Origin of the sequence: Arthrobacter sp. NPDC093139 (assembly GCF_044754165.1) — a bacterium.
Taxonomy (GTDB): Bacteria; Actinomycetota; Actinomycetes; order Actinomycetales; family Micrococcaceae; genus Arthrobacter.
In genome coordinates this window covers 87,269-114,258 of the sequence record NZ_JBIVOO010000011.1, presented here as the reverse complement: position 1 = coordinate 114,258, position 26,990 = coordinate 87,269, and the positions used below count along the sequence as shown (strand labels likewise).

Annotated in this window: 20 protein-coding genes and 1 pseudogene; 12 read left to right on the top strand and 9 right to left on the bottom strand. The window is 66.4% G+C overall.

What is annotated here, in order from left to right; genetic code table 11:
• Nucleotides 1-29 precede the first annotated feature (29 nt).
• Entirely contained in the window at nt 30-1,517 is a 1,488-nt protein-coding gene (locus tag ACIP90_RS16370; protein ID WP_400580610.1) for an amidohydrolase family protein, read from the bottom strand.
• Nucleotides 1,518-1,652: 135 nt separating this feature from the next.
• On the opposite strand from ACIP90_RS16370, the gene ACIP90_RS16365 reads away from it, so the two are divergent.
• Both ACIP90_RS16365 and ACIP90_RS16360 read left to right on the top strand, forming a co-directional pair.
• Nucleotides 1,653-3,128 carry a DUF3100 domain-containing protein gene (locus ACIP90_RS16365; RefSeq protein ID WP_400580609.1) on the top strand — a complete coding sequence of 492 codons (1,476 nt, stop codon included), beginning with the start codon at nt 1,653-1,655 and terminating at the stop codon, nt 3,126-3,128.
• A gap of 160 nt (nt 3,129-3,288) precedes the next feature.
• Nucleotides 3,289-4,527, top strand: a complete 1,239-nt coding sequence (locus tag ACIP90_RS16360) for an amidohydrolase family protein (protein WP_400580661.1) — start codon at nt 3,289-3,291, stop codon at nt 4,525-4,527.
• A 75-nt stretch (nt 4,528-4,602) separates the two neighbouring features.
• Here ACIP90_RS16360 and ACIP90_RS16355 read toward each other — a convergent pair whose 3' ends face one another.
• Nucleotides 4,603-5,127: an SRPBCC family protein gene (locus ACIP90_RS16355; RefSeq protein WP_400580608.1), complete on the bottom strand. Its 525-nt coding sequence runs from the start codon at nt 5,125-5,127 to the stop codon at nt 4,603-4,605.
• A 10-nt stretch (nt 5,128-5,137) separates the two neighbouring features.
• Complete coding sequence (locus ACIP90_RS16350) at nt 5,138-5,479, bottom strand: ArsR/SmtB family transcription factor (protein ID WP_400580607.1); 342 nt, start codon at nt 5,477-5,479, stop codon at nt 5,138-5,140.
• A 539-nt stretch (nt 5,480-6,018) separates the two neighbouring features.
• On the opposite strand from ACIP90_RS16350, the gene ACIP90_RS16345 reads away from it, so the two are divergent.
• From ACIP90_RS16345 to ACIP90_RS16315, 7 genes are all read left to right on the top strand, one after another.
• Entirely contained in the window at nt 6,019-7,140 is a 1,122-nt protein-coding gene (locus tag ACIP90_RS16345; RefSeq protein WP_400580606.1) for an ABC transporter substrate-binding protein, read from the top strand.
• On the top strand, nt 7,137-8,000 hold the full coding sequence (locus ACIP90_RS16340) for an ABC transporter permease (protein ID WP_400580605.1): 864 nt from the start codon (nt 7,137-7,139) through the stop codon (nt 7,998-8,000). Before ACIP90_RS16345 ends, ACIP90_RS16340 begins: the two co-directional genes overlap by 4 nt.
• Nucleotides 7,976-8,770: an ABC transporter ATP-binding protein gene (locus ACIP90_RS16335; RefSeq protein WP_400580604.1), complete on the top strand. Its 795-nt coding sequence runs from the start codon at nt 7,976-7,978 to the stop codon at nt 8,768-8,770. The genes ACIP90_RS16340 and ACIP90_RS16335 overlap by 25 nt, the downstream gene beginning before the upstream one ends.
• 24 nt (nt 8,771-8,794) lie before the next feature.
• The gene (locus tag ACIP90_RS16330) at nt 8,795-10,189 is read left to right on the top strand and encodes an LLM class flavin-dependent oxidoreductase (protein ID WP_400580603.1); all 1,395 of its coding nucleotides are present in this window, start codon (nt 8,795-8,797) and stop codon (nt 10,187-10,189) included.
• Nucleotides 10,189-11,532, top strand: a complete 1,344-nt coding sequence (locus ACIP90_RS16325) for an LLM class flavin-dependent oxidoreductase (protein WP_400580602.1) — start codon at nt 10,189-10,191, stop codon at nt 11,530-11,532. The genes ACIP90_RS16330 and ACIP90_RS16325 overlap by 1 nt, the downstream gene beginning before the upstream one ends.
• Nucleotides 11,529-12,560, top strand: coding sequence for an aldo/keto reductase (locus ACIP90_RS16320; RefSeq protein ID WP_400580601.1), 1,032 nt, complete (start codon nt 11,529-11,531; stop codon nt 12,558-12,560). The genes ACIP90_RS16325 and ACIP90_RS16320 overlap by 4 nt, the downstream gene beginning before the upstream one ends.
• Nucleotides 12,561-12,743: 183 nt before the next feature.
• Nucleotides 12,744-13,640 carry a diacylglycerol/lipid kinase family protein gene (locus ACIP90_RS16315; RefSeq protein ID WP_400580600.1) on the top strand — a complete coding sequence of 299 codons (897 nt, stop codon included), beginning with the start codon at nt 12,744-12,746 and terminating at the stop codon, nt 13,638-13,640.
• Nucleotides 13,641-13,748: 108 nt separating this feature from the next.
• On the opposite strand, the gene ACIP90_RS16310 is transcribed toward ACIP90_RS16315, so the two are convergent.
• Complete coding sequence (locus ACIP90_RS16310) at nt 13,749-14,585, bottom strand: GPP34 family phosphoprotein (RefSeq protein ID WP_400580599.1); 837 nt, start codon at nt 14,583-14,585, stop codon at nt 13,749-13,751.
• Nucleotides 14,586-14,669: 84 nt separating this feature from the next.
• The gene (locus tag ACIP90_RS16305) at nt 14,670-15,017 is read right to left on the bottom strand and encodes a hypothetical protein (RefSeq protein ID WP_400580598.1); all 348 of its coding nucleotides are present in this window, start codon (nt 15,015-15,017) and stop codon (nt 14,670-14,672) included.
• 268 nt (nt 15,018-15,285) lie between these two features.
• On the opposite strand from ACIP90_RS16305, the gene ACIP90_RS16300 reads away from it, so the two are divergent.
• On the top strand, nt 15,286-16,209 hold the full coding sequence (locus ACIP90_RS16300; protein WP_400580597.1) for a LysR family transcriptional regulator: 924 nt from the start codon (nt 15,286-15,288) through the stop codon (nt 16,207-16,209).
• Between the two features lie 112 nt (nt 16,210-16,321).
• Here ACIP90_RS16300 and ACIP90_RS16295 read toward each other — a convergent pair whose 3' ends face one another.
• Entirely contained in the window at nt 16,322-17,800 is a 1,479-nt protein-coding gene (locus tag ACIP90_RS16295; RefSeq protein WP_400580596.1) for a DUF222 domain-containing protein, read from the bottom strand.
• Nucleotides 17,801-17,858: 58 nt separating this feature from the next.
• Nucleotides 17,859-18,734, bottom strand: coding sequence for an aminoglycoside phosphotransferase family protein (locus ACIP90_RS16290; RefSeq protein ID WP_400580595.1), 876 nt, complete (start codon nt 18,732-18,734; stop codon nt 17,859-17,861).
• A gap of 303 nt (nt 18,735-19,037) precedes the next feature.
• On the opposite strand from ACIP90_RS16290, the gene ACIP90_RS16285 reads away from it, so the two are divergent.
• Together ACIP90_RS16285 and ACIP90_RS16280 are read left to right on the top strand one after the other, a co-directional pair.
• Nucleotides 19,038-19,595, top strand: coding sequence for a hypothetical protein (locus ACIP90_RS16285; RefSeq protein ID WP_400580594.1), 558 nt, complete (start codon nt 19,038-19,040; stop codon nt 19,593-19,595).
• Nucleotides 19,592-22,528: an ATP-binding cassette domain-containing protein gene (locus tag ACIP90_RS16280; RefSeq protein ID WP_400580593.1), complete on the top strand. Its 2,937-nt coding sequence runs from the start codon at nt 19,592-19,594 to the stop codon at nt 22,526-22,528. Before ACIP90_RS16285 ends, ACIP90_RS16280 begins: the two co-directional genes overlap by 4 nt.
• On the opposite strand, the pseudogene metH reads toward ACIP90_RS16280, so the two are convergent.
• Together metH and ACIP90_RS16270 are read right to left on the bottom strand one after the other, a co-directional pair.
• Nucleotides 22,518-26,160 (bottom strand): annotated as a pseudogene (gene metH, locus ACIP90_RS16275) (methionine synthase). The gene ACIP90_RS16280 and the pseudogene metH overlap by 11 nt on opposite strands.
• A gap of 576 nt (nt 26,161-26,736) precedes the next feature.
• Nucleotides 26,737-26,958, bottom strand: a complete 222-nt coding sequence (locus ACIP90_RS16270) for a hypothetical protein (RefSeq protein ID WP_400580592.1) — start codon at nt 26,956-26,958, stop codon at nt 26,737-26,739.
• Nucleotides 26,959-26,990 lie beyond the last annotated feature (32 nt).

Below are 26,990 nucleotides of genomic sequence, written 5' to 3'. Positions count from 1 at the left end.
GGAAACCTCAGCTCCGATGATTGTTCCCGCTATGGGATGGCGACCGGGCTGGCCATTTTTGCGTGCGGATATGTGGGCGGAAACAGCTCGTCGGCCTCCCGGCGCTGAACGTCCCGTTCCGAGTAGGCTGCCCGCATTTCGCCGAACAGCCGCTGCCCTTCAGCCCTTAGTGTGTCGAGGTCGACGCCGGGCAGCCTGCCGCCAACCACCACGGGGCGTCCTGCCACGAAGGTGTCGGTCACCTGGCGCGCCGTCCCGTTGAGCACCAGCGTGCGCAGCGGGTCCTCGACCACGCCGTCGCCGAAACTGCCCAGGGAGACAACCGTGATGTCGGCCTGCATGCCGGGGGCAAGCCTTCCCAGATCGGCCCGACCGAGGGCCCGGGCACCGCCGAGGGTGGCGGCGTCGAAGTAGTCGGCCAGGGTGCCGGCGTCGGGCCTTTCTTCGACCATCCGGGTCAGGTGCATGCCGGCGTCCATGCCGCGCACAAGATCCGGCGGGAAGGAGTCGGTCCCCAGGCAGAGGTTGATGCCTGCCTCCCGGAAACGGTCGAACGAGACAAGCTGCTTCTGGTAGCGGAACGACGTCAGCGGGCAGTGGACAATGCTGACGCCGTGACGGGCGAGCAAGTCCAACGGTCCGCCCGGCGCAGACGCCGCCGGGTCCTTTCCGTCGATCACCACACCGTGCGGGATGAGAAGGCGTGTGCCGAACAGTCCGGTGGACTCGAGCAATTCCAGGACGCCGCGCCCGGCCGAACGCTGCAAGAGCCCGTCCTCGAGCGGGGATTGGAGGCAGTGGAGCCGGACGAGCGCGTTCCGCTCCCGGGCGATCCGCGCCGTCTCCCGCATGAGCTCTTCAGACAGCGTCTCAATGCGGCATGGCAGCAACACCCCGGTGACGAGCGGGTCTGCCAGTTCGGCGGCGTAGTCCATGAAATGCTCTGCGTCGCTGAGGCCGGCAAGCCCCAGGGCTTCGTTAGAGTGGACTTCCCGGCCCCCTGCGGCCGTGGTCACATGGACCCCTGACCGGTACGCGGGGCCAAGATAGCCGCGCAGCCCGATCCGCCGGCTTGTCTCTGCCATGTCCACCAGCTCATGGAGGTTCTCGGCCCAGGAACTGTGGATCTCCGAGGCGATCGGCATGTAGGTGGTGATGCCGTGCAGGGCGAGCTGCGCCAAGGCGAACTCGCGGACCGTGGCGCGCTCCGCGGGGGTAAACACGTCCCTGCGGCGGTGCGCGAAGTAGTCATCCGACCACAGGTGGCCGGCCGCTGTATCAGGCGAGGGCCACGAGTCCAGGATGAGGTGATCGATGTCGGCGAGGGCGTCGAGGTCGATCAGGCCGGGCATGACCAGGCTCTGGCCATAGTGGCGCTCCTCATCGACCGGCCCCCCGTAGTCGCGTCCCACGAAAACGATGGACTCACCGTCGAAGACCACCTCGCCGTCCTCGATGAGCGTGTGCTGTGTTCCGTCGAACCCGAGAACGTACCGGGCAGAAATTTTCCTGTACAACGCGCCTCCCAAAAAATGTGACTTGCCTCTCAATGGGTACGAGTATACAGTCATTTGGTATACCAAACACAAGATCCCGCGATACGGCGAGATTCGTTTGTTCTGATACCTGATCCTTCTCGAAAGGCCTGCGTCATGCGCAATGAAGCGAAGACCACAGACGGCTCCATCACCGCCCTGGCGGAAACACCCCCTGCCCCTCCTTTCCGTGCAAGCCCCGCCACCTGGGCCGCGATGATCGCGCTCTCCACCGCCATCTGTGCCGTGGCCATCATGATCGGAACCCATAAGTTCCAGCTCGGCCCGGCCGCAATAGTCCTGATGCCCATCCTGTGGACCGTGCTTATCGGCGGGTTCCTCGGAGTCCAGAAATGGAAGCCAATCGGAGGGCGTTCCCGGGCTGTGTCCACGCACCTGATGGACGTGGCCATCGTCTTCTTCCTGGCGGGCCTCGGAACCCAGATTGGCCCGTCGCTGACGAAGTTCACCGACATGGGCCCGGCAATACTCCTGCAGGAGGTGGGGCACGTTGTCGGCACGGTGATCCTGGCACTGCCGGTCGCCGTTGCCCTTGGCCTCGGCCGCTCAGCGATCGGCGCCACATGGTCAATCGACCGCGAGTCCTACCTTGCCTTCGCCATCCAGCGCTTCGGCGTCCGCTCCCCTGAATACCGCGGAGTATTCGCCGTGTGGGTGCTCGGCAGCGTCTTTGGCGCCGTGTTCATCTCCCTCCTGGCAGGCCTTCTCGGCGGGCTCGACATCTTTGATCCCCGGGCCCTCGCCTTGGGCCTCGGCCTGGGTTCGGCCTCCATGATGCTCGGGGGCGTGGGCGCCCTGTCCATCCTGTATCCCGAGATGGCCGGGGAAATCATGGCCCTCGCGGCACTCTCCAACCTCGTCACCAATATCGTCGGCTTCTATGCCGGTGTCTTTATCGCGCTGCCGATGTGCCAGAAGCTCTACAAGATGTGGTCCCGCATCTTCGGACGGGACGACCTCGGCCGCCGTGTCCGCCGCGGCGCCCTCGTTGGTGCTGCGAGTGCAGCTTCGGCGGGCCGTTCAAACTCGGCAGGCCGCTCAGACTCGGCAGGCCTGGGCCGGGCGGAGACCGATTCTGATGAGCCGTCGGGCATCGACGCAGTGGACGTCGACGGCATCGAAGAGGACCCCACAGTTGTCCGGACACCCAGGACGTGGCTCATTGCCTTCGCTGCGACCGGGATCGCCGGCATCCTGCTAAACGCGCTGGGCACCGGCTCAGCCCGGCCCCTGGATGTCGTCGGCGTGCTCATCCTCCTGGCCCTCACCGCCGTCGCGCTCGTGCTCGCGAAGCTGGTCCCGGTGGTCCCGTCCAGCATCTGGGTCCTGGCACTGGCCACCATTGCCTCCGCGACGTTCATCCCCATCGGTCCGTTCGTCGCCTCGGCCGCGCAGAACATCAACGTCCTCTTCGCGGGCCTGCCCATGATCGCCCTCATCGGCATGTCGCTGGGCCGCGACGTCAAGGCGCTGCGCTCACTGAGCTGGAAGGTCGTCATCGTCGCCCTGATGACGTTCACGGCGAGCTTCGTGGCCGCGGCAGTCATCGCCCAGGTTGCTTTCCACTTCTGATACACGCTGCACGTAATCAACGCTGCTGCGGGGAAGGCGCCGGTCCATGTGATCGGTGCCTTCCCGCCGTCGTTCACTGGAGTCCCGCTTCACCGCACTGTCCCACTTCACCGCACTGTCCGACTTCACCGCACTGCGCGACGCAGCCCAGCCGAAAGGAATGACCATGCTCATCACCAACGTCCGCCCCTGGGGCGGGGACACCGTCGACCTTGAGGTTCGGCAGGGACGGATTGCCGCCATTCACCCTGCGGGTAGCGCCGCGGTTGGACATGCAGACCCCGCCGGCGGGCCAGTTGACGGACGGGGCCGGATCGCCCTTCCTGCGTTCACGGACGTGCACGTCCACCTCGATTCGACCCGGATCGGGCTGCCGTTCCGGGAGCACACGGCCTCGCCCGGCGTGTGGAACATGATGCGTAACGACAGGGAGAACTGGCGCGACACGCCGCTCCCCTACCGGGATGTGGTCGCCGGGACGCTGGAGCGGATGATTGCGCGGGGCACCACGCGCGTCCGTTCCTACGCCCAGGTCGATGTGGACTGCAAGCTCGAGCGCTTCGAGGCAGTCATGGCCGCCAAGGAACGCTTCGCCCACGCCGCCACCGTAGAAGTCATGGCCTTCCCGCAGGCAGGCCTCCTGCTCGAGGAAGGCACAGTGCCGCTCCTCGAGGAGGCCCTCCGTGCAGGTGCGACGACGGTCGGCGGCATTGACCCCTGTCAACTGGACCGCGACCCGGTCCGCCATCTGGATATCGTCTTCGGTCTGGCCGAGAAGTACGGGGTCGACGTCGACATCCACCTGCACGAGCCCGGCCACATGGGCGTTTTCAGCGCGGAGCTTGTCTTCGAACGCACCCGCGCGCTGGGCATGCAGGGGCGCGTCTCCCTGTCCCACGCCTACGATCTGGCAAACGTCCACCCCGATGTCACCGCCCGGATCGTGGAACAGATGGCCGAGCTCGACGTGGCCTGGGCAACGGTGGCCCCGGCAAGTGGCGGCACGCAGTTTAACCTGGCCGAGATGACCGAGGCCGGGATCCGTGTCGGGCTGGGCGAGGACGGTCAGCGGGACTACTGGAGCCCGTACGGCAATTGCGACATGCTGGACCGCACGTGGCAGCTGGCCTTTACCCACCGGCTGCGCAAGGACCGGCTGATCGAGCACTGCGCGGCGATCGCCACCATCGGAGGTGCGTCCATTATGGACCGCACCGTCCAGCGCCTGACGAGCACCGACGACCGGCCCGGACTGGCGCTCGGCGACCGGGCCGACGTCGTCCTGGTCGACGGCGAAACGGTCACGAGCACCGTCATGGACCGCGGCACCGACCGCACCGTGATCCATGACGGGAAGCTGGTCGCCGACGGGCTGGCCGTGCTTCCGTCAGACGGATAGGCGTTCAGCTGCCAGCCGAGTGCCAGGCCGGCAACCGCACCTCCGATGATCGGGCCCCAGATGGCCCGCTTGCGGTCAGGCCAACGCCGCCGCCAGTTCCTCGATGATTTCGAACTGCTCGCGGACGCCGCCCTCCATGCCGGACTGGGCAATCATGTCCCGGACTTCCTTGCTGCCCGCATCGGTGCGGATGGTGACCGTAGTGGCGCCGCCGTCGGCATCCTCAAACGTGACAGTGTTGACCACTGCCCCCTCCTCGCTCCCAGGCGCACCCTCACTCCCAGGCGCAGCGCCGGGCAGCTCCATGACTTCCGTCTGCACGATCCGCTCGTTGGGCTCGATGTCCGTGTACGTCCCGTGAAAGGCGACCTCAAACCCACCGTTCGCCACCATGACGTACCGCCACGCCCCGCCCACCCGGAAGTCCATCTCAACAACGGTCATCTCACCCCGCCGGCCCGGCCACCAGCGCCGGACGAGGTCGGGTGTGGTCCAGGCCTTGTACACGAGGTGCCGGGGTGCGTTTAGTGTCCGGGTGATACGTATTTCCTGATCGCCGGGGAAGTCGACCTTCATGGTGCCGCTGCTTGTCTGTGCCATTGCCCTATCCCTACGCTTGGTCTTCTTGATCCTTGAGGTCCTCCAGCATGCCCTCCAGGGCTTCGAACCGCTCTTCCCAGAGGTGCTGGTAGCTGGCAAGCCAGTCGTGCATGGGCTTCAGCGCAAGCGGATTCAGCCGGTAGAGCCGCTGCCGGCCTGCGTCGCGCACGTCCACCACGCCCACTTCCCGCAGTACCCGCAGGTGCCGGGATACGTGCGGCTGGGCCAGGTCCAGAAGGTCAACGAGGTCGCTGACCGGCCGCTCACCGCCGGCCAGGACATCGAGGATCTCCCGACGGCGGGGCTCGGCCACCGCGTTGAACGCATCCGTCGTTGTTGCTGCCCTTGCCATGCCGAAATTATATATCCATATGTATATGCCTTGAAAGGTTCTCCCTGGGTTAAAGAAGCACCGGGACGCGTGTGTCTGGAGCACAGACAGCTGCCAGCACACGACGCGTCTGTTAAGCCGCATTGCGGATCGTGGCGCCTCGTTTCCTGATGTGCCGGCTGGATGGCGCCATAAGTAGCGCCATTTCGTCCCGTTTCGCTTCCATTGCGCAGCGCTCGCCGCAGGGCTGGAGGCCGTGATTAGGTGTTTCCACGGTCAAGGCCGTGGCCATACCAGGACGCAAGCGAACAGGAGGAACCGATGACTGCGACAGCCGCCCGCGTGCAAGGCACACGCCGCTCTTCAGGTTTGTCCTGGCGGGCATGCCTAATGTGCCGCCTGACCCGTTCCTGTCCGGAGTGTTCCTCTCCGTTGACTGCTGATCTCTAACCGCGGCCAACACCGCCGGTTCTTCTTCCCTTCCGGGCTCTCTTTCAGGGCCAGCTCTGCTGTGCCTTCTTATCCGACACCTCGCTCAAACCCTTTCCGAAAGGTCAAGCATGTCCCCCGCTGATTCCACCCTGCCCCCTCGAACCACACGCGTGCCATCGTTCAGCCGCCGCCGTGCCCTGGGAAGTCTCCTGGCCATTTCAGCGCTCGGCTTCCTCACGGCGTGCGGCGGAAACGCCACGGCCGGCGGCGGGCAGGGCTCACTCGCGGCCACGGCTCCTCTCGCCACCTCCGTACCCGCCGGAACCACTATTAAGGTGGGCGATCCCACCATCCACGTGGCTCTGGAGCTCTCCGGTCTGATCAAGGAACTGGACGGCATCAACGTGGAGTTCGCCAACATCTCCGGCGGCCCGCAGACCACGGAAGCCTTCCGCGCCAACGCCCTGGATGTGGGTTCGGTGGCAGACATCCCACCGATCCACGCCACATGGACCGGCCTTGACGTCCGGATCATCGCCAGCGCCTACCGGCAGGACGCCGTGAACCACCCGCTGTACGAACTCGGCGTCGCCCCCGGCTCCGGCATCTCCAAGCTGGAGGACCTTCGAGGCAAGAAAATCGCCTACAGCCCGGGCCAGGCCCAAGGTGCGCTGGTGCTGAGAATCCTCGAAAAGGCAGGGCTGACGCAGGACGATGTCCAACTGGTGGAGCTGCCCAGCACCGGCGACACCTACTCCACCGTGCTCGCCAGCAAGCAAGTGGACGCGGCGCCGCTGGGTGGTGTGCAGATCAAGCGCTATCTTTCCAAGTACAAGGCCGACGGCGCCACAACACTCCGGCATGGCCTGCGCGACGATCCGGGCCACCTCTATTCCCCCGCCAAGGTCCTGGCCGACCCCGCCAAGGCCGCCGCACTCGCTGCCTATGTCAAGGTCTGGGGCAAAGCCCAGCGCTGGATCCAAGACCACCCCCAGGAATGGCTCGAGGGTTACTACGTCAAGGACCAGGGCCTCTCCCGCGAGGACGGCCTCTACCTTATTAAGGCGGCGGGCAAGCGGGACCTGCCCACGTCCTGGGCCGAGGGCATCGCCCGGCACCAGCAGACCATCGACCTGCTGGCGCGGGAACAGAAAAAGCCCCGCCTGAACGCGGCGGACCTCTACGACACCCGCTTCGAGGCCATAGCCGGCACCGCCTTCGCGGCGGCGGGCAAGGGCGGTTCAGCGTGAGCGCGGCCCCGGTACTGGAACGTCCCGCCGTCGAACCCCACCTGGACCCTGCACTCGCCGCACGCGAGGACCTGCGGCCCACCGGCAGGAGGCTGGGTCCCGGACGACGGCGGCGCCTGGCCTGGCTGCTGGGCCCGTCGGCCCTGTTGGGGCTATGGACCATTGCCTCGGCAACAGGGCTGCTGGATCCGCGGATCCTTTCCGAGCCGTGGACGGTGGTTACCACGGCCGGTGAACTGATCGCAGACGGCAGGCTGCAGGAAAACCTCGCCGTCTCCGCCCAGCGGGCAGGTCTGGGGCTTTTCTTCGGCACGCTCGTCGGCGCGGTCCTGGCACTCCTTTCCGGGCTGAGCCGCGTGGGCGAGGCGCTGATCGACGGACCGGTGCAGATCAAACGAGCCATCCCCGGGCTGGCCCTGATCCCGCTGCTCATCCTGTGGTTCGGGATCGACGAGACCATGAAGGTGCTCACCATCACCCTGGGCGTCTTCGTCCCGGTCTACCTGCAGACGCACGCCGGCCTGCGCGGAATCGACCTGAGGTACGTCGAGCTGGCGCAGACCGTCGGGCTCAGCCAGGCGGCCTTCATCCGCAAGGTGGTTCTTCCCGGAGCGCTCCCCGGGTTCTTCCTGGGTCTGCGCTTCGCGGTCACCGGTGCCTGGGTGTCCCTGGTGGTGGTGGAGCAGATCAACGCCACCAGCGGCATCGGCTACATGATGGAGCTTGCCCGCACCTATGGCCAAACCAACATCATCGTCCTCGGACTGGCGGTCTACGGCATCCTTGGTCTGCTGTCCGACGGCACCGTCCGCTTCATCGAACGAAAGGCCCTCTCATGGCAGCGCACCCTGGCGGGCTGACCGCCGTCGCACCCTCCCCCGTCGAAGCCTCCGCGGGAACGGAGCTCGCCGGTGACGTCTCGGTGCGGGGCCTGATCCGCAGCTTCGGGCCCAAGGGCGTCCTGAACGGCGTGGACCTGGACATTGCCCCCGGCGAGTTCGTGGCCCTCCTCGGGCCCAGCGGCTGCGGCAAGAGCACGCTGCTGCGCGCCCTCGCCGGGCTGGATCATGATGTGCGCGGCAGCGGCGTGATTCGCGTCCCCGAGCGCGTGTCCGTGGTCTTCCAGGATTCGCGGCTGCTGCCGTGGGACACGGTGCTGGGCAACGTCACCCTGGGCCTGCGGGAGCACGACGCCGAGTCCCGGGGACGCAAAGCCCTCGCCGAAGTGGGGCTTGCCGGCAGGGAAAAGTCATGGCCCCACGAGCTCTCCGGCGGCGAGCAGCAGCGCGTGGCGCTGGCCCGGTCTCTGGTCCGCGAACCGCAGCTGCTGCTGGCCGACGAGCCATTCGGCGCGCTGGATGCCCTGACCCGAATCAAAATGCACGGGCTGCTCCAGGACCTGGTGGCAGCACACCGCCCGGCCGTCCTGCTGGTGACCCACGACGTGGAAGAGGCCATCGCACTGGCGGACAGGATCGTGGTCCTCGACCACGGCCGCATCGCCACTGTCCGCACCGTGGCGCCGGCATTCAGAACATCCGCTGCCGGAACCCACACAGATGCAGCCGGGCACGACGCCCTGCGCCGCGACCTCCTGTCCGATCTCGGCGTCGTCGGCTCCAGCCACTAACCCTCATACCCGAAGGACCATCCCATGTCTTCTGAAAACTTCTCATCGAACAGTGAATCCAGCCACCGCCGGCTCCACCTCAACGCCTTCCTGATGAGCACAGGCCACCACGAGGCGTCCTGGCGGCTGCCCGAAAGCGACCCGCGGTCCAGCACCGACGTCGAGCATTACAAGCAGCTGGCCCGCACCTCCGAACGTGGGAAGCTCGATTCCATCTTCTTCGCCGACTCCCCCGTCCTGTTCGGTGAGGTGGGCCGCCGTCCGGCCGGAAAGCTGGAACCAACGGTGCTCCTGACCGCCATCGCAGGCGCCACCGAGCGCATCGGACTCATTGCCACCGCCTCCACCACGTACAACGAGCCGTTCAACCTGGCCCGCCGCTTCGCGTCCGTCGACTGGGCCAGCGGCGGCCGCGCAGGCTGGAACGTGGTAACCACCGCCGGCCCCGACGCCGCCCGGAACTTCGGCGTGGACGACCAGCCTGCCCACGCCGTCCGCTACGAGCGCGCCGCCGAGTTCATCGAGGTGTCGCAGAAGCTGTGGGACAGCTGGCAGGACGACGCCGTGCTCGCGGACAAGGCCGACGGCGTGTGGGGCGACTCCGGGAAGATCCGCACCATCGACCATGAAGGCAAGCACTTCAAGGTCCGCGGTCCGCTCAACGTGCCCCGCTCACCGCAGGGGCACCCGTTGATCGTCCAGGCCGGCTCCTCCGAGGACGGCAAGGACCTCGCCGCCCGGTACGCGGATGCCGTTTTCACTGCGCACCAGACCCTGGCGGATGCGCAGGCCTTTTACCGTGATCTGAAGGCCCGCACCGCCGCCGCCGGGCGGGATCCGGAGACCATCAAGATCCTTCCCGGCATCGTCCCCGTCATCGGGGAAACCGAGGCGGAAGCCCTGGCGCTGGAACGGGAACTGGACCGGCTGATCAAACCTGAGTACGCCCGGATCCAGCTGGCCAGGACCCTGCGGGTTGCCCCCGAAGACCTGCCCCTTGACCGCCAACTGCCGGACAACCTGCCCAGTGAGGACGAGATCGAGGGGGCCAAGAGCCGCTACACCCTGATCGTCCAGCTTGCCCGCCGGGAGAAGCTTACGGTCCGCCAGCTGATCGGCAGGCTGGGCGGCGGCCGCGGGCACCGGACCTTCACCGGCACACCGCTCCAGGTGGCGGACGCCATCCAGGAATGGTTCTACGCCGGCGCGGCGGATGGCTTCAACATCATGCCGCCGGTGCTGCCCTCGGGGCTGGAGACGTTCGTGGACAAGGTGGTGCCCATCCTGCAGGAGCGCGGCCTGTTCCGCACCGAGTACACCGGCCGGACCCTGCGTGAACACTATGGCCTGGCGCGGCCGGAGAACCGCTTCGCCGACGCCGTCGGGGCGGAGCTGACCTCCATCGGATCGGCGCTGTAATGGGCCGGGAGCTGAAGCTCAACCTCTTCATTTACCCGGCCGGCCACCACGAAGCGGCCTGGCGGCACCCGTCGTCCCAGCCGGAGCGTGTCCTGGACATCAGGTTCTACCAGGAGCTTGCCCAGCGTGCGGAGCAATCCAAGTTTGACGCAGTGTTCTTCGCCGACGGGCCCGCCCTGGAATCCAACGTCCAATACGCGGCGCGGTTCCGGCTGGAACCGTTCACCTGGCTGTCAGCGATTGCCGTCGCCACTGAACGGATCGGCCTCATTGGAACAGCCAGCACAACCTATCTGGAACCGTACAACGCGGCCCGGCTGTTCGCCTCGCTGGACCATCTGAGCGGCGGCCGTGCCGGCTGGAACATCGTTACCACCGGAGCAGAGCGTGCCGCCCGGAATTTCGGGCGGGATGAGCACCCGCCCCACGCGGAGCGCTACTCCCGGGCGGACGAATTCGTCGGCGTGGTGGGAAAGCTCTGGGACAGCTGGGAGGACGAGGCGCTGGTGTCCGACCCTGGCACCGGTGTTTTCGCCGACACCTCACGGATCCATGCCATCGGGCACGAAGGCGAACACTTCCGCGTGGACGGGCCGCTGAACACTCCGCGGTCCCCTCAGGGCCGACCGGTCTATGTACAGGCGGGCTCTTCCGCCGACGGAAGGGCCTTCGCCGCCAAACACGCAGAAGCCGTTTTCACCGCGCACCAGACATTGGAAAGCGCACAAAGCTTCTATGCCGACATCAAGGCCAAGGCCGCGGCGGCCGGACGGCATCCCGGGAAGCTCCTGGTGCTTCCCGGCATCAGCCCCTACCTCGGCTCTACCGAGGCCGAAGCCCGGGCGCTCCGGCAGGAATTCGATGAACTGACACAGCCAGAGTACGGACTCGGCGTCCTGGGCAAACTGCTGGCCGTTGACCTCGACGGCGTCAAACTGGACGAATCCCTCCCGAGGGACCTCCTGGCAACAGCCGGCCGGGAGGGCAGCAGGAGCCAGCTCCTCCTGGACGTCATCCGCAGGGAACACCCCACCGTGCGCCAACTGCTGCACCGCTTCGCCGGTGCCCGCGGCCACTACGCCATAGCCGGAACCCCGTTGCAGGTGGCCGACGAGATCCAGCGCTGGTTTGAAAGCGGCGCCGCCGACGGGTTCAACATCATGCCTCCCTGGCTGCCCGGCGGCTTCGAGGCCTTCGCCGACGAAGTAATTCCACTCCTGCAGTCCCGAGGCCTGTTCCGCACCGAATACGAGGGCAGGACGCTGCGCGAACACTTCGGACTGGCCCGCCCCGAGAGCCAGTACAGCCAACACACCCATCAACTTCAAGGAGCAAACGCATGACCGACTACCGTAATCTCGGCTCCACCGGCATCAAAGTCAGCCCCCTCACCTTGGGCACCATGATGTTCGGCGCCATTGGCAACCCGGACCATGACGCCTCCATCCGCATAATCCACCACGCCCTTGGTTTCGGCATCAACCTGGTGGATACCGCCGACGTCTATTCCCAGGGCGAGTCCGAAACCATCGTGGGCAAGGCCCTCAAGGGCCGTCGCGACGACGTGGTCCTGGCAACCAAAGTCCACGGACGCCTCGGTGATGACGTGAACCAGGCCGGCAACTCCCGCCGTTGGATCATCCGGGCCGTGGAGGACAGCCTGCGCCGGCTGCAGACCGACTGGATCGACCTTTACCAGGTGCACCGCCCGGAGCCGGACACGGACATCGACGAAACCCTCGGGGCACTGACAGACCTCGTGCGGCAGGGCAAAATCCGTTACATCGGCACCTCCACTTTCGAACCAGGGCAAATCGTAGAGGCCCAGTACGTGGCCCGAGAGCGCCACCGGGAACGGCCCGTGGCGGAGCAGCCGCCGTATTCCCTTCTGGCCCGGGGAGTGGAACGCGAAGTCCTGCCTCTGGCCCAGCGCCACAGGCTCGCCGTACTGCCGTGGAGCCCGCTGGCCGGCGGCTGGCTGTCCGGCCGGATCAAGCCCGACGGCGGGCACGTCCCCTCCAGCCGGTCAGCACGGCAACCGGCACGGCACGATCCGACAACATCGGAGAACGCGCGCAAAACGCAGGCAGTGCTCGAGTTGACCGAACTCGCAGACCAGGCCGGGCTGTCCTTGATCCATCTTGCCTTGGGGTTCGTGCTGGAACATCCCGCCGTCACCTCAGCCATCATCGGTCCAAGGACGCTCGAGCATCTCGAAGGGGCGCTGGGGGCAGACAAGGTGCTCTTGTCCCGTGATGTCCTGGACAGGATCGACGAAATCGTTCCGCCGGGCACTACGCTGAACGCCGCCGACAGCGGCTACCAGCCGCCGTCGCTGACCGATCCCTTGCTGCGCCGCCGCAGCCGCTAAACGCCCGGCACTGCAGCCCGCATCCAGCAGGCAGCGGACGACGGCGGGACCTCCCGCCGTCGTCCGCTTACGTTTGGTGCCGTTCCGGCAGAGGTCGTGACGAACCCGCCTCCGGAACCTTTGGGACGAGGGTGTCACCGGCTAGGCTGGACTTAATGCAACAGGGCCTGGAGGATGCGCACCATGGCTGATGACCGGGCACCTGCCGCCCCATTTGACCGGGTAGTCCTGGTCTTCAATCCTGCCAAGGCCGGTATGGCCGACCGGATCGGCGATGTACAGCGGGATCTGACCGCCGAACTGCCGGATCTGCAGATTGACCTGCTGCCGACGGAGTATGCGGGGCACGCCCGGGATCTTGCGCGGTCCGTGGCCTCGCGTGGGGCCGCGCTGCTAGTCTCGGTCAGCGGTGACGGCGGGTACAACGAGGTCGTCAACGGGGTGATGGACGTTCCCGCCAGCAGGGCGGTGTGCACTGTGCTCCCTGCGGGCAACGCCAATGATCATCACAGGAGCATGACGGCAAGACCGTTGACGGAGGCCATCCGCGAAGGCAGGGTCCATCGTATCGACCTTTTGCGCATAACGTTCGGCGGGGCACATCGGGGGCAAGTTCAATACGCCCACTCCTATGTAGGGTTCGGGCTCACCCCGTTGATGGCGATCGGAATCGAAAAGGGCGGAAAAGGGAAAATCCTCGAACTCCTCTCCGTCGCCCGGACGCTCTCTCATTTGAAGCCGTTTGAGCTCGTCAGGGCCGACGGGGCCACCGCCCGGTTTGACAGCCTGATCCTGGCCAACATCTCACGGATGGCGAAGTACGGAACGGTCAGCGAGTCGAACCACCCCGACGACGGTCGGTTCGAGGTGGTGACCTTGCCCCATGCTGGGCGCTGGAAGATGGCGCTGATGACCCTTCGGGCCGTCACTCTGGGGCTGGGGCACCAACCCAGCGTCAGCAGTTACGCCTTTACGACGCGGGATGCTGTTCCTTGCCAGATAGACGGCGAAGTCGTACACGTTCCCGCAGGCACCCATGTTTTGGTGGAAAGCGCCAAAGGCGCCCTTGCCGTTATCTGACGGACGGTCGCGGGGTTGCGTGGCTGGTGCAAATTTCGACGTCTATAGCGGCGGACTCCTGGAGTCCATGCAGACCGACGAGGCCGCCCCTGGCGAATTCTGGCAGCGTCACAAGGTTGCAGCTTCTTCCTCCGCCAGTCTGATCAGGCGCAGTTCGTCCTCCACCGCGCGGGACGGCCAAAAGTCCCTCGACAGCTCACTTGACCAGCTTCGATCCGCTGCCGGAAAGAGCTTGCCGAACAGCCCAGCCGCCTGAAGCAGGGCGATCAGCGCTGTGGTCCTGGCATCGGGAACCTTGGCAGCCGGCTTCCCGGCATCAGGCGTCCCGGCCCCAGGTGCCATGTCCTCCTTCGCCCCGGCGACGGCCGCCCCGGCATCGGTCGTAGGGGAATCAGGCGTCTGGACACCAGGCTTCCCGGCATCAGGCGCCGCGGCGTCCGGCGCTGCGGCGTCCGTCGCCGTGGGAGCAGGCGCCCTGGCATCAGTCGTCGCACCGTTAAGTGCGGCCTCGATCTTTTTCAGGAGCGCATCCTCCGGGCCGTGGTCCTTCTCCGGGTATCGCACGGTCCGGAACCGGCCCAGATGCTTTGCACCGACGTGTTCCACGATGCCCAGCGACACCATCCCCTCATAGACACGCTGCACTTCGGCGCGGCCCTCCAGCATCGAGACCCACTGCTTGGGCGTGTGAGGGCGGGATTTGCCACGGATGAGGTCCAGCTCATGCTGGAAGTCTGTTTTCGGGGCGGTGCCGGTCGCTTTGACGTGCTTCCCCTCCAGCCCGATTGCACCGATCAGGTCCAGCTCGGCCAATATTGCCCCCGCCACGGTGGTCCTGAGTGCGAAGACCGGCACTTCAGGTTTGCCGTCCTTGTCGTTTGTGGCCAAGAGCAGGAAAGCCTGCGGGAGGTTCAGTTCCACCGCCTTGGGTGTTTCAGCATCCATGGGATCATGGTGGACCCGTTGGGCCGCCACCACAACGGCTGATTTAAGGGGAGCAGGAGGCCTGCGACGGGACCCTGCACGGGGTTATGTAAACCGACGTGCTCGCGGCGCTTCAACAATTGCCAGCTGGCCGGTGGTGTCAGGGACGCCCGGAAATTGCACCTGCGGGGCATCAGCGGCTGCCGCTGCCGGCTGACCCGCCCCACGCATGCGAAATAGCGCGACGGCGGAAATGAGGCACCACGCAACATTCGTGGCCACGGACGGCCATGCTTCGTGGAATGCGCCATTGACTATGAAGGCGCAAGCACCGAGGAGATTCGCGATCTGGAAGCCCCGGCCGGCCTTCAGCCAACCCATGGACACGGCCAGGTAAGCACTAAGTATCGCAACCGCGCCTGCCCAACCTGCGATTTCCCACAGCAGTTCCATGATGTCCTTTCAAAGGTTATGCCCGGCTGCCATCCGCTGGGCGGAGTGTAGATGGCGGACTAGAGGTGCGTGTTTCGGAAGTGGCTATTGCCGAATGGATCAGGCATCGGCTGGACCAGCGTTTTGCTTAGCTGTCCGAGAACCTCCTTCGATGGAAGGCCTGCGTGGATTTCTCCCGCGGGCCTAGCCGGTTCACCAGTAATTATCAGGACAGGGATGATGTAGAGCAATTGCATTCCACTGAAGACATGGTTTAGAACTACTTAACATGGATATCGATCCGCGCAGGCTGCGCGTGCTTCTGGCGGTCGCCCGCACGGGCGGGGTGCTCGCCGCCGCTGACGAGCTGGGAATAACGGCCTCCGCAGTCTCACAGCAGCTCAACAAATTGGAGGACGAGACGGGGCACGCCTTGGTGGTGCGCACGCCCAAAGGCTCAGTTTTGACGCCCGCCGGCCTGGCAATAGCAGAAGCCGGCGAGGAGATTGAACGCGCACTCAGCGTCGCCCGCGCCCGGATCGAGGGCGGGGCCAAGGTCGCTGGAGTCGTGCGGGTGGGCGGATTCACCAGCTTTGTTCGGACGGTGGTGATCCCGCGCCTGCCCGAGTGGCGCAGCCAGTACCCGCAATTACAGATCCGGATCGTCGAGGACGACTTCCCTGCCCTGATGCGGTTGCTCCGCCAGCGCGAGCTCGACGCGGTGGTGGTCGAGCTCGATTCGACGACGGCCGAGCAGCGTTCACTTTCCGCCGGAATGACCGAGGAGCCCCTGCTGGACGAGCCATGGAAGCTGGTGGTTCCCTCAGGTGCCCTGCTCACCATCGAGAACGTCGACCTTGCCCGGCTGCCACTTCCGTGGCTCGGTGTCGAACCGTCAGCCGCCAACTCTGCGGTGCTCGGCCGGCTTCGCCAGTCAACGGGCGCCCGGATGGAGACTGTGCATCAGTACCAGGAGACGCTGACCGCCCTCGCACTCGTCGCTGCGGGTGAGGGGATTGCGATCGTGCCCACCCTGGCGCTGAGCGGCGTTGTCCAGGATGGCGTGGACATCCTGGACGTCCCCGGACTGGGTACGCGGCGCATCGTTCTGCGCCGGTTCGACCGGCGGCGATCAGCCAGCATGCCCGCGGACACAGTCGCACGCCTTCTGCGGGAATCGGCGGCGGCGTTCAACACGCGCTCGGCATCCTGAACGGCCCGTTCGGGATGGTCCCGCTGACCAGCGGCGTTCGGGAAAGCCGATGACGGCGGGACCTCCCGCCGCCGTCGTCGCCGACCATGAAGGTGGCGGTAGGGAGTGGATCCTACGCCGCGGTGAACTGTGCCCAGTCAGGCAGGGGATCCACCGCTAATGGCGGCCCGGTATCTCGGAAAGTGGCGGGACCGTCAAGTACGTCCGTCCAGTCAGGCGGTTCCCACCCGGGGGCTTCGCCCGCGAGTCCGGGGTGGTCCGGCCAGTGTGATGGTTCCCAGTCTTGTTGTTCGCTGGGATAGGAGCGTCCAGCGGGTGAGATCCAGCCGGGCGGCTGGTCCCGGGCGGCGTCAGTCGGCCTCCAAGCAGTGGTGTGTTTCAGGCGGTGGTGCTTGCGGCACGGCTGGCCCAGGTTGCTGACACCGGTCCCGCCTCCCTCTGCCCAGGCCAGCAGATGATCCGCCTCGTTGTCCAGGGAATGGTTGTTGCAGCCAGGAAACGGGCACCGGCCATCCCGCAGCCGCAGCCATTGGCGCATCGCTTTCGAAACCCGGTAGCTGGCCCGTCCGATCTCCAGCGGCGCTCCGCTGCGAGGATCGATCAGTACACGCAGGAACGACCCGGCACCATCGCCGACCAGCCGGCGGGCCATGCTCGGCGGAACGGGACCGTACCCGTCCAGGATGGCCGGTTCCGCACCGGCCCCCAGCAGCGAGAACACCGGCACGGTCACCAGGACCTGCGCCCTAGGTGACGGGGTAACCTCCGCCACCCCGCCCAGCAGCCAGGACGCGGCGACGTCCGTGCGGAGCTGGGCCAGGGTGCGCGACTCGGCCGGCCCCTGCAGGGCACGCGCCGCCTCCGTGGCACGGGACCACACAGCCGCCGCGACGTCGGCAGCCACGTACGCCGAGAGCCAGGCCATGCCGTCCCGGTCCGGCACATATTCCAGCCGACGGTCCTTCACACTCCTGCCGTGCCGCGCTTCGATGCTGACAGGATGGTGCCGCTCACGCCAGCCGCGCACTTTCGCCCGGAACCTGCCCGGCACCAGCTCCCCCGCCGCGCAGCCACGCTCAGCAAACGGAGCCCCGGGGCCCAGGAAATGGGCCTCCAACGCAGCAGCGGCGGCCGGCTCCAGCCCGGACGTCTCATCACACAAAACCCTGGCGTGCTGCCACGAAATGCTCCCTGACCGCAGGGCGGACAGCGTTAAGGGCAATCCGGTGGTCAGCGTGGCTGACTCCGCCAGCAACGCCGCCGCCGATCGTTCACTCACAGTCAGCACACACGCAACCTCAGCGGTCACCGCCATCTCCTGGGCCGTGCGCTCCTGCGGGGAAGAAGCCGGCGCCGCAATGGCGGAGGTAGCGTCGGCGTACCCGGCAGCGAAGTGCACCTTCAACGCGGCCAACCGGGCCTCCATGCCGGCCAGCTCCGCCAGACCATCCAGGCATGCGTCAGCTTCGTCCTGCAATGGATCAGCATCAGTCGAGGACACGGTCCCTGCCCCGTGACCGACAAATGAAGCCAGCGCAGCAAGGGAGGCTTCCATGGCCTCCAGCGTCTCCGCGACTGCTCTGCTTTCCATGCCCACAGCATGTCACCAGGCACCGACAATTAACGCGGCTTCAGGATTCCAGGCAAAGTCAGAGCTCCAGGATCTGCCTGATCCCGAACTCTCCGAGGGCGAACATCCGCGGATTGTCGTCTGAGTTGCTCAGCATGGCGGTGGCGAGGATGAGAGCCCAGCCGCGGGCCCTCAACCAAGTGTCCTCATCCACGGCGGAGCCAAAGGCGTCCATGAAACGTTGGCGGGCACCGGCGTCGAACATCAACCATCCCGCCGCAAGATCGACAGCCGGGTCCCCTGCCCCGACGTCGCCGAAATCGATGACCCCGGCCAGCGAACCGTCGTCCGCCAGGATGATGTTGCCCGGGTGAAGGTCGCCGTGAAGCATGATCGCCGGGCCGTCCCAAGTTTTAGCGGCACAGGTCTGCGCCCACACCGCTCTGAGCGCTGCTGCCTGCGGGTAGCGTTCAGTGTCCCCGAGCCGATCCGCCACCGCGCCGTCCCGGTCCGTCAGCGGCACGCCGCGGAAAGGATTCAACGGGATGCCGGTTTCGTCGGGCATATGGAGGGACAGGAGGAAATCGGCCAGGGCTTCCGCTGCCGGCCCGCGATCTGCTGGGTCGACGTCCGCCGCGGCTGCTCCGGGGACCCACCGTACGATGCTCCACGGCCAGGGGAAGTCAGACGTCGGCCGGCCGGCATGGATGGGGACCGGAACCGCAACCGGGGAGCGGCGGGCTATGTCGGGAAGGTAGCGCTGCTCACGCAGGATCAGCGGGACGGCTTCTGGTCTGCGCGGCAGCCGGACCGCCAGGTCGTCGCCGAGCCGGAAGGTGGCGTTGTCCCAGCCATTGGCAACCCGGGCTAAAGAACGATCGCCGAGGTCGGGCCGATGGTCCCGGACCAGTCGCTGGACCACCGAGTCACTCACTTCCACCGTGGCTGGTGGCATACCCGCCATTCGGAGATCCGCCTTCCTGGTACGTGCCACGCCCTTGCCGGCAGAACACCCCAACCGAAACTCAACCACGTCACTCGGAATTACTGAATCCCCAGCGCCGTAAAGATCGCCGGCCCGCCTCACACCCCCCTTACGGGGAGCTGACGACGGCGGGGCGTCGCGCCGTCGTCATCGAGGGGAAGGTGATGGGCAGTTCACTGGATACCAGCGAAAATCGTGCAATTTAGTGGAGAACTAACGTCACACAACGCGGCGCCATCCTGATCCGGATAAACAACGTCCTACCCTTGACAGGTGACTTTGACTAAGATCCGCACCGCCGCCGCGAGCTCCCTCGCCGCCGCAGGTCTCCTGTTTACTCTCGCCGCCTGTTCCGCGCCGGCCGCCACCCAGCCAACTACCTCCGCACCGGTTTCCCCGGCAACGTCTTCAGCCAGCGCCGCTTCCGGGCCCTGCGCCGGTGTGAAGGTCATCGTCGACTCGGGCGCCCTGAAGCAGGCTGCCGCTGATACGTCCGTTTGCGTGCCCGTGGACGCGCCGACCCTCGCTTCCAAGGTGCTTGACGAGGCAAAGGTGAAAACCGAGGGCACCGCCGAATATCCCAAGGAACTGGTGTGCCGTGTAAACGGTGTGCCCGCCGCTGACTTGGACATCGCCCACAAGGGCGGCACGTACCGGGAAGAGTGCAAGAAGATGCCCGCCGCCTTTGCCTACTGGGCTCTCTGGGTAAAGCCGGCCTCCGGTGCCTGGGCATATGCCCAGGAAGGCCTCGGCACCCTGAAGGTGAGCCCCGGAGAGAGCCTGGAGCTGCTCTTCACGGTCGACGGCGCACCGGCCACCCCCGCGGCATGACCTTTCGACCCGCGCCGTTACGTGCAGCGGCGGCTCTCGCCGTCGTCTTCATCGCGGCGCGGGTCATCTACCGCATCCTTTTCAACGGGGCCAGTACCGGCGGGCCGGTTCTGCTCGACCTACCGGCGGTGCCGCTGCCTGTTCCGTACGCCCATGTAGTCCTTCTCGGCGCGGTAACCGGACACGGCGTGTGGCAGGCGGTCCTGTCCGCCCTGCCGATTGCCGGAATAATCCTCGGCTTCGGCATTCTCAACGCCTGGGTGGACATAGCCCGCGGCTTCGTTCACCTGGCCCGACGCGGGCCCATGCAGGGCATTGCCCGGATGCTTGTGGTGGCGTGGGCGGCGCTTCCGGCACTTGCCGACGCCGTGACTTCCGTGCGCCTGGCGTTCCGGTTGCGGGGTGAACGCTTCGGACCCCGCGCCCTGGTTCCCGTGCTCGAGCGCACTCTTGAGCACGCGGGCCGGGTTGCCGCCGCCCTGGAGTTGCGCGGCTTCGGGAGCCGGGCCCCACAGCAACCCGGCGGCGGTACGGAAGCACCGGTTCTCGTCCGGGATGCACACTTCCGCATTGGCGACGCGCAGGTGCGTGTCCCCGGCTTCGCGCCGTCGAGCGGGGCAATTGCCGTCATTACCGGGCCGACAGGCTCCGGCAAGTCCACGATCCTGCGAGGTATCGCAGGCCTCCTCTCGCACGTTGACGGCGGAGAAATTTCCGGCACGGTGCGCATCGCCGGAACGGACCGTGCCACCACGCCGCCGCGCGACACCGCGCGCCTCATCGGCGTCGTACTGCAGAATCCACGCGCCGCGTTCGCCAGCACCCGGGTCCGGGACGAAATCGCCCTCGCACTTGAGCTGCGCGGCATCGCATCCGGGACCGCCAAGGCCCGGGTGCTGGAGGTCGCCGAGAGCATCGGGGTGTCGGCGCTGCTGGACCGGAATATCAGCACCCTCTCGGCCGGTGAAGCAACGCTCGTAGCCATCGCCGCCGCGGTGGTGGAGCAACCGGCCCTGCTCCTGGTTGACGAGCCCCTGGCCGATCTTGACACGGCAGCACGCGGACACGTCATCGCGGTACTCAGCGCCCTCGCCAGCGACGCCGGTGTCTGCGTCATCGTGGCGGAGCACCGGGCGGAAGCGCTCGTACCGGTTGCCGACTCGTGGTGGACCATCGACGATGGCGCCTTGGTGCCGAGCGTTGCGCCATCACCGCCTTCGCCCCCTCTCGTTGCCCGTCCCACGCCGGCACAGCCAGCGGAGCACGTGCCCGTACTGACTGCGACCAAGCTGGCGGTGCACCGCAAAGGCAAGCCGCTCGTGCGCGACGCCTCCCTGACCCTGCACCGCGGTGAAGTGGTCGCCCTGGTGGGGCCGAACGGCGCCGGGAAGTCGTCCCTCCTCGTGGCGCTCGCCCTCGGTGAAGGCACTGGTGGTGAAGGCACCGGCCCTGAAAGTACGGGCCGTGAATGGACGGTCGACGGCGGCCGTGTCGCCCTCGTGCCGGACGCCTCGGACGACCTCTTCACGAGGGATACGGTCGCAGGAGAGCTCCGCGCGGCCGACCGGCGCCTGGCGCGCGCTGTGCGTCAGACATACAGGCGTCGCTCAGGCCCGCGCCGCGAAGACCGAAGCCGCCCGGGCAGCGACCGGCTTGCCCCAATGTCTGCGGAGTCGCGCCTGGCCCGGTTGCGGGGAGGCGTCCGGATTCCCATTGGACACGAGCATCCCCGGGACCTCTCTGCAGGGGAGCGCAGGATCCTTGCCATCGCGCTGCAGACCATGGACGACCCCCAGGTGCTCCTGATCGATGAGCCCACCCGCGGACTCGATCCTGCGGCGCGCACAGCAGTCTCCGCGGCGCTCCGGGCAGCAGCGGACGCCGGCACGGCGGTGCTGATCGCCACCCACGATATCGACTTTGCCCACGACCTCGGCGCCCGGATCCTCCCGATGCATGACGGCGTCGCGCCCTCATCCGTGTCAGAAGCCCTCCCCGCCGGTGCCGCCACAGCCAGTGCCGCGACAGCGCAGCGCATCGAAACAGTGCAGCGCATAGTTGCACCACGGTTCACCGAGCGACGAGATATTCCGGCTGCGAAAAGGGCCCGCCGCATCCGGATGCCGCGGGGCGTCGAGCTTGCCGTTCTCGCAGCTGCAAACCTTCTCGCCCTCGCAGCGTTCTGCTGGCCTTTGCTCGCCGCGGCCCTCCCGGAGGATGCCGCCGCGGCCCTCCCCTACGCGGCCCTGTCTATTGCACCGATCGCCGTCGTTGCCATCGTCGTATCCCTCGACGGCTCGGTCCGCTCCGCGCACACGGTGGCGTTGCTGGGCGTCCTGGCCGCCGTCGGCTCGGCTGTGCGGGTGGCAAGCACGGGCGTCGGAGGCGTGGAGGCAGTCTTTATCCTGCTGATCCTGGCCGGCCGGGCCTTCGGTGCCCGTTTCGGCCTGCTCCTCGGCGCCGCCACCATCGCCGTCTCAAGTGCCTTGTGGAGTGGCATCGGGCCCTGGACACCATTCCAGATCTTCGCCTGTGCGTGGGTAGGCGCCGGGGCCGGCCTGCTCCCCCGTCGGGTGCGGGGCAGAGCGGAAATCTGGATGCTGTGCGCCTACGGCACCGTGGCGTCCTACCTGTTCGGCCTGCTGACCAATCTCTGGTTCTGGCCGTTCGCGGTAGGCGCCGGCACCGGCATCTCCTACGTGCCCGGCGCGCCGCTGGGCACCAACCTCTCCAGCTTCCTGCTCTACTCGCTAGTGACGTCGACGGCTGGCTGGGACACCCTGCGTGCCGTCACCACAATCATCGGAATCACTGTGGTGGGACGCGCCGTTCTCGCCGCGTTCCGGCGGGTAAAGCCGGTCTCCAGCGGGGGCGGGCAAGCCACCCAGGCTCAATCCACTCAGGCCAGGGACCAGCACCAACTCACACCTTGAAGTACTTCGCCTCCGGGTGGTGGAACACGAACGCGTCCGTGGACTGTTCGGGGTGCAGCATCAGCTCGTCGCTCAGGATCACGCCCATCCGTTCGGGTTTCAGCAACTCCGTCACCTTGCGGCGGTCCTCCATGTCAGGGCACGCGGGGTATCCGAGCGAGAAGCGCGCACCGCGGTAGTCGAGCTTGAAGTACCCTGCCTTGTCCTTGGGCTCCTCGGCTGCGAAACCCAGCTCGTTGCGGATACGGGCATGCCAGAACTCGGCGAGTGCCTCGGTGAGCTGCATGACCAGGCCATTGAGCTCGTAGTAGTCGCGGTAGTGGTTCCCCTTGAACAGTTCCGCTGTCACCTCATCGATCGCTGAACCGGCCGTGACCAGCTGGATCGGCAGCACGTCGATCTGGCCCGATTCGCGCGAGCGCACGAAGTCGGCGAGGCACAGGTGCCGGTCCCGGCGCTGGCGCGGGAAGTCGAAACGCAGACGCTCGGTGCCGATCGGACCACCTGAACCGCCATCGGGAGCGAGCAGTCCCGCGGTGCCGAGGACGCCGTCGTGGTCCTCTCCGTGGTGCAGCACCACCACCTGTTCCCCCTCGGAGACCACGGGGAAATAGCCGTAAGCGACGGACGCATCAAGCATTCCCTCGGCGAGGATGCGGTCCAGCCAGTACCGCAGGCGCGGCCGGCCTTCGAGTTCCACCAGTTCCTCGTAGGAGGCGGCGTCATCGCCGCGGCCGGGCTTGAGCCCCCACTGCCCCATGAACGTGGCACGCTCGTCGAGCAAAGCCGCGTAGTCGTGCAGCGCCACGCCGCGTACAATGCGTGTGCCCCAGAACGGCGGCGCAGGCACGGCGTTGTCGGCGGCCACATCGGAACGCCCGGGCATCGCCTCCGGTTCGGTCACCGTGAGCTTCGCGCCTCCCTTATGGATCCGCTTCTTCAGCGGCGGAAGGCCGACGTCGTCCGGCGACTCGCCGCGGGCAACGCGGACCAGCGGTTCCATGAGTGAGAGGCCCTCGAAGGCGTCCTTGGCGTACCTGACCACGCCATCAAACTGCTCCGCCAGGTCCTGCTCCACGTAGGCGCGGGTCAGGGCTGCACCGCCGAGGATGATCGGCCACTTCTTCGCCAGGCCACGAGACTGCAGCTCCGCGAGGTTCTCCTTCATCACCACGGTGGATTTAACGAGCAGCCCGGACATGCCGATCACGTCGGCCTCGTGCTCCTCCGCTGCGGCGATGATCTCGGCGATCCCCTGCTTGATGCCGATGTTGATGACGTTGTAGCCATTGTTGGTGAGGATGATGTCCACCAGGTTCTTGCCGATGTCGTGTACGTCGCCGCGCACCGTGGCGATCACCATGGTGCCCTTGCCCGACGAATCCGACTTCTCCATGTGCGGCTCGAGCAGGGCGACTGCATTCTTCATCACCTCGGCGGACTGCAGCACAAACGGCAGCTGCATCTCACCGGCGCCGAAACGCTCGCCCACCACCTTCATGCCCTCAAGCAGGTGGTCGTTGATGATGCCGAGCGGGGTCAGGCCCTCGCTGCGTGCCAGGTCGAGGTCCTCTTCAAGGCCCTTGCCTTCGCCGTCGATGATGCGCCGCTCCAGGCGCTGACCGGTTGGCAGGGCCGCAAGTTCAGCGGCGCGCTGGTCCTTGAGCGCTGCGGTGTCGACGCCGGCGAAGAGGTCCAGGATGCGGGCCAGCGGGTCGTACGTGACATTGCCGTCGGCGTCGTACTCGCGGCGGTCCCAGACGAGGTCCAGGGCCACTTGGCGCTGCTCCTCCGGGAGCGACGCGAGCGGCACGATCTTGGCGGCGTCGATAATGCCGCTGGAAAGGCCCGCCTGGACGGCCTCGTGCAGGAACACGGAGTTCAGGACCATGCGCGCGGCCGGGTTCAGGCCGAAGGACACGTTCGAGACGCCGAGTGTGGTTTGGATGCCGGGGTACTTCGTGGTGATCTGGCGGATGGCCTCGATCGTTTCGATGCCGTCCCGGCGGGTTTCTTCCTGGCCGGTGGCGATAGGGAAGGTCAGGGCGTCGACGATGATGTCTTCGACGCGCATCCCCCATTCGCCCACCAGGGCGTCAACGAGGCGGGAGGCGATGGCCACCTTGCCCGGTGGTGCGTGCCTGGCCCTGCTCGTCGATGGTCAGGGCAATCACGGCGGTACCGTGTTCCTTCACGAGCGGCATGATGCGCGCGAAGCGGCTGCCCGGCCCGTCGCCGTCCTCATAGTTGACGGAGTTGACCACCGGGCGGCCGCCGATGAGTTCGAGCCCGGCCTGAAGTACGGCCGGTTCGGTCGAGTCCATGACCAGAGGGAGCGTGGAGGCCGACGCGAAACGCGAAACGATCTCCTTCATGTCGGCCACGCCGTCGCGCCCCACATAGTCGATGCAGACGTCGAGCAGGTGTGCGCCAACACGGACCTGCTCGCGGGCGATATCGACGCAGTCGTCCCAGCGCTCTTCGAGCATCGCCTGGCGGAACGCCTTCGACCCGTTCGCGTTGGTGCGCTCACCGATGGCGAGGTAGGACAACTCCTGGTCGAACGGCACATGGTGGTAGAGGGAGGCGACACCTGGTTCCCGTTCCGTGGGGGTGCGGGCGGTGCCGTTACCGTTGCTGGTGACCGGGGCGGCGGTGCGGAAGGGCGCGAGACGTTCGACGACGGCGGCCATGTGCTCCGGCGTCGTACCGCAACATCCGCCCACGAGGCCCAGGCCGAATTCCCGAACGAACTGCTCGTGCGCGGTGGCGAGTTCGGCGGGCGAGAGCGGATAGTGCGCGCCGTTGGGACCAAGCACCGGCAGGCCGGCGTTGGGCATGCAGGCGATCGCCACGGAGGACTGCTTGGACAGGTGGCGCAGGTGCTCGCTCATCTCGTCCGGCCCGGTGGCGCAGTTCAGGCCGATGGCGTCGACGCCGAGCGGCTCGAGCGCGGTGAGCGCCGCACCGATCTCCGATCCCATCAGCATGGTTCCGGTGGTCTCGACCGTCACCTCGACGAAGATGGGGAGCCGGACGCCGCGCGACACAATGGCCTGCTTGCAGCCGTTGACCGCCGCTTTGGTCTGCAGGAGGTCCTGGCTGGTCTCGATGAGGAAGGCGTCCGCTCCCCCGTCGATGAGGCCCTCGGCCTGCAGAGCGAAGGTCTGCTTGAGGTAGTCGTAGCTGGTGTGCCCCAGGCTGGGGAGCTTGGTGCCCGGTCCCATCGAGCCTAGGACCCAGCGCATCCGTCCATCTGTTTTTTCTGCTGCTTCTGCGCGGTCGCGGGCGATCTCCGCACCCTTCCGGGCGAGCTCTTCGATCCGGTCGTCGATGCCGTAGTCGGAGAGGTTGGACCAGTTCGCGCCGAAGGTGTTGGTTTCGACGGCGTCGATGCCTGTGGCGAAGTAGGCGTCGTGGATGTCCCCGATGACGTCCGGCCGGGTGTCATTGAGGATCTCGTTGCAGCCTTCCAGGTTCTGGAAGTCCACCTCGAGCGACAGGTCCCGGCCCTGCAGCATGGTACCCATGGCGCCGTCGGCAATGACGACGCGGTGGTTCACAGCATCCAGCAGCTCCTGCGCACGGGCAGGGCGGGGCACGGACTCAATATCAAGCGCAAAACGAGGCATCTAATCAGGTTACGGGCGACACGCCGAAACATTGCGTTGTGTTTCCGTGTACTACGCCGGCGGGTGGGTGCTTGGGGCTCCACCACCGAACCGCAAAGCACCAAGCCGACGGCGCTACACGTCAAGTACAACCTGGCCAATGTTCTCCGATGCCGTGGGCACCGCAATCACGCTCTAAAGTGCCAGCGGTTACGCTCGGGCTGATCCATGACAGGACGAGCAAGAGATATTGCTCTTAACAGTCTTAAACGGCTCTGAGCCTGGGCCGCTAACGGACCTTTCGTCAAGCTGGCTACGCCGTACAGGCCTTCTGTTGGGGGCGCGGAAGCGGCAGGCCTGCATGTTCGGCCGGCAGTTGCCCCATGCTATCGGGACATTTGGACGTGAACGTCGGAGCCCGCAGGTGCCGACGTGACCCGTCTGGCGGATGTGCTGCTGGGATACCCTGAGACGTCGCAGCCACCGCATTAGTGCAGAAGGGTATGGTCGGGCTATGGCTGACCCTGAGAGATCATCACCGCAACCGGTGGAGTCTCGCGCCCGGCGGGGTAATGCTTAGCGCAGCCTGACGTATTTCTAGGGAGTCTTTTGGATGATCCGGCGCGGGTACGCTCCGACCTGTAGTAGCCAAAGGATGGTTCCGTCGGCAGTTACTGAATCGACTCGTCCTTGGTCCACTGTTCCTTCAAAGTCGTGAACTTCGACGTCGCGGCCCTGCAGCAGGGTCCAGTCCGCTGCAGGTTGCCAGGATTTGGAGTCTTCGAGGGCCGCGATGGCGGGCTGGACAAGGGTATTCATTGCCTGTATTCCTGGGAAGCGGCAGCACTTCT

What these genes read in the sequence shown, in the direction of transcription:
- ACIP90_RS16365 (WP_400580609.1), top strand. Translation starts at nt 1,653, where the DNA reads ATGCGCAATGAAGCGAAGACCACAGACGGCTCCATCACCGCCCTGGCG.
- ACIP90_RS16360 (WP_400580661.1), top strand. Translation starts at nt 3,289, where the DNA reads ATGACCATGCTCATCACCAACGTCCGCCCCTGGGGCGGGGACACCGTC.
- ACIP90_RS16355 (WP_400580608.1), bottom strand. Translation starts at nt 5,127, where the DNA reads ATGGCACAGACAAGCAGCGGCACCATGAAGGTCGACTTCCCCGGCGAT.
- ACIP90_RS16350 (WP_400580607.1), bottom strand. Translation starts at nt 5,479, where the DNA reads ATGGCAAGGGCAGCAACAACGACGGATGCGTTCAACGCGGTGGCCGAG.
- ACIP90_RS16345 (WP_400580606.1), top strand. Translation starts at nt 6,019, where the DNA reads ATGTCCCCCGCTGATTCCACCCTGCCCCCTCGAACCACACGCGTGCCA.
- ACIP90_RS16335 (WP_400580604.1), top strand. Translation starts at nt 7,976, where the DNA reads ATGGCAGCGCACCCTGGCGGGCTGACCGCCGTCGCACCCTCCCCCGTC.
- ACIP90_RS16330 (WP_400580603.1), top strand. Translation starts at nt 8,795, where the DNA reads ATGTCTTCTGAAAACTTCTCATCGAACAGTGAATCCAGCCACCGCCGG.
- ACIP90_RS16325 (WP_400580602.1), top strand. Translation starts at nt 10,189, where the DNA reads ATGGGCCGGGAGCTGAAGCTCAACCTCTTCATTTACCCGGCCGGCCAC.
- ACIP90_RS16320 (WP_400580601.1), top strand. Translation starts at nt 11,529, where the DNA reads ATGACCGACTACCGTAATCTCGGCTCCACCGGCATCAAAGTCAGCCCC.
- ACIP90_RS16315 (WP_400580600.1), top strand. Translation starts at nt 12,744, where the DNA reads ATGGCTGATGACCGGGCACCTGCCGCCCCATTTGACCGGGTAGTCCTG.
- ACIP90_RS16310 (WP_400580599.1), bottom strand. Translation starts at nt 14,585, where the DNA reads ATGGATGCTGAAACACCCAAGGCGGTGGAACTGAACCTCCCGCAGGCT.
- ACIP90_RS16305 (WP_400580598.1), bottom strand. Translation starts at nt 15,017, where the DNA reads ATGGAACTGCTGTGGGAAATCGCAGGTTGGGCAGGCGCGGTTGCGATA.
- ACIP90_RS16300 (WP_400580597.1), top strand. Translation starts at nt 15,286, where the DNA reads ATGGATATCGATCCGCGCAGGCTGCGCGTGCTTCTGGCGGTCGCCCGC.
- ACIP90_RS16295 (WP_400580596.1), bottom strand. Translation starts at nt 17,800, where the DNA reads ATGGAAAGCAGAGCAGTCGCGGAGACGCTGGAGGCCATGGAAGCCTCC.
- ACIP90_RS16290 (WP_400580595.1), bottom strand. Translation starts at nt 18,734, where the DNA reads ATGCCACCAGCCACGGTGGAAGTGAGTGACTCGGTGGTCCAGCGACTG.
- ACIP90_RS16280 (WP_400580593.1), top strand. Translation starts at nt 19,592, where the DNA reads ATGACCTTTCGACCCGCGCCGTTACGTGCAGCGGCGGCTCTCGCCGTC.
- ACIP90_RS16270 (WP_400580592.1), bottom strand. Translation starts at nt 26,958, where the DNA reads ATGAATACCCTTGTCCAGCCCGCCATCGCGGCCCTCGAAGACTCCAAA.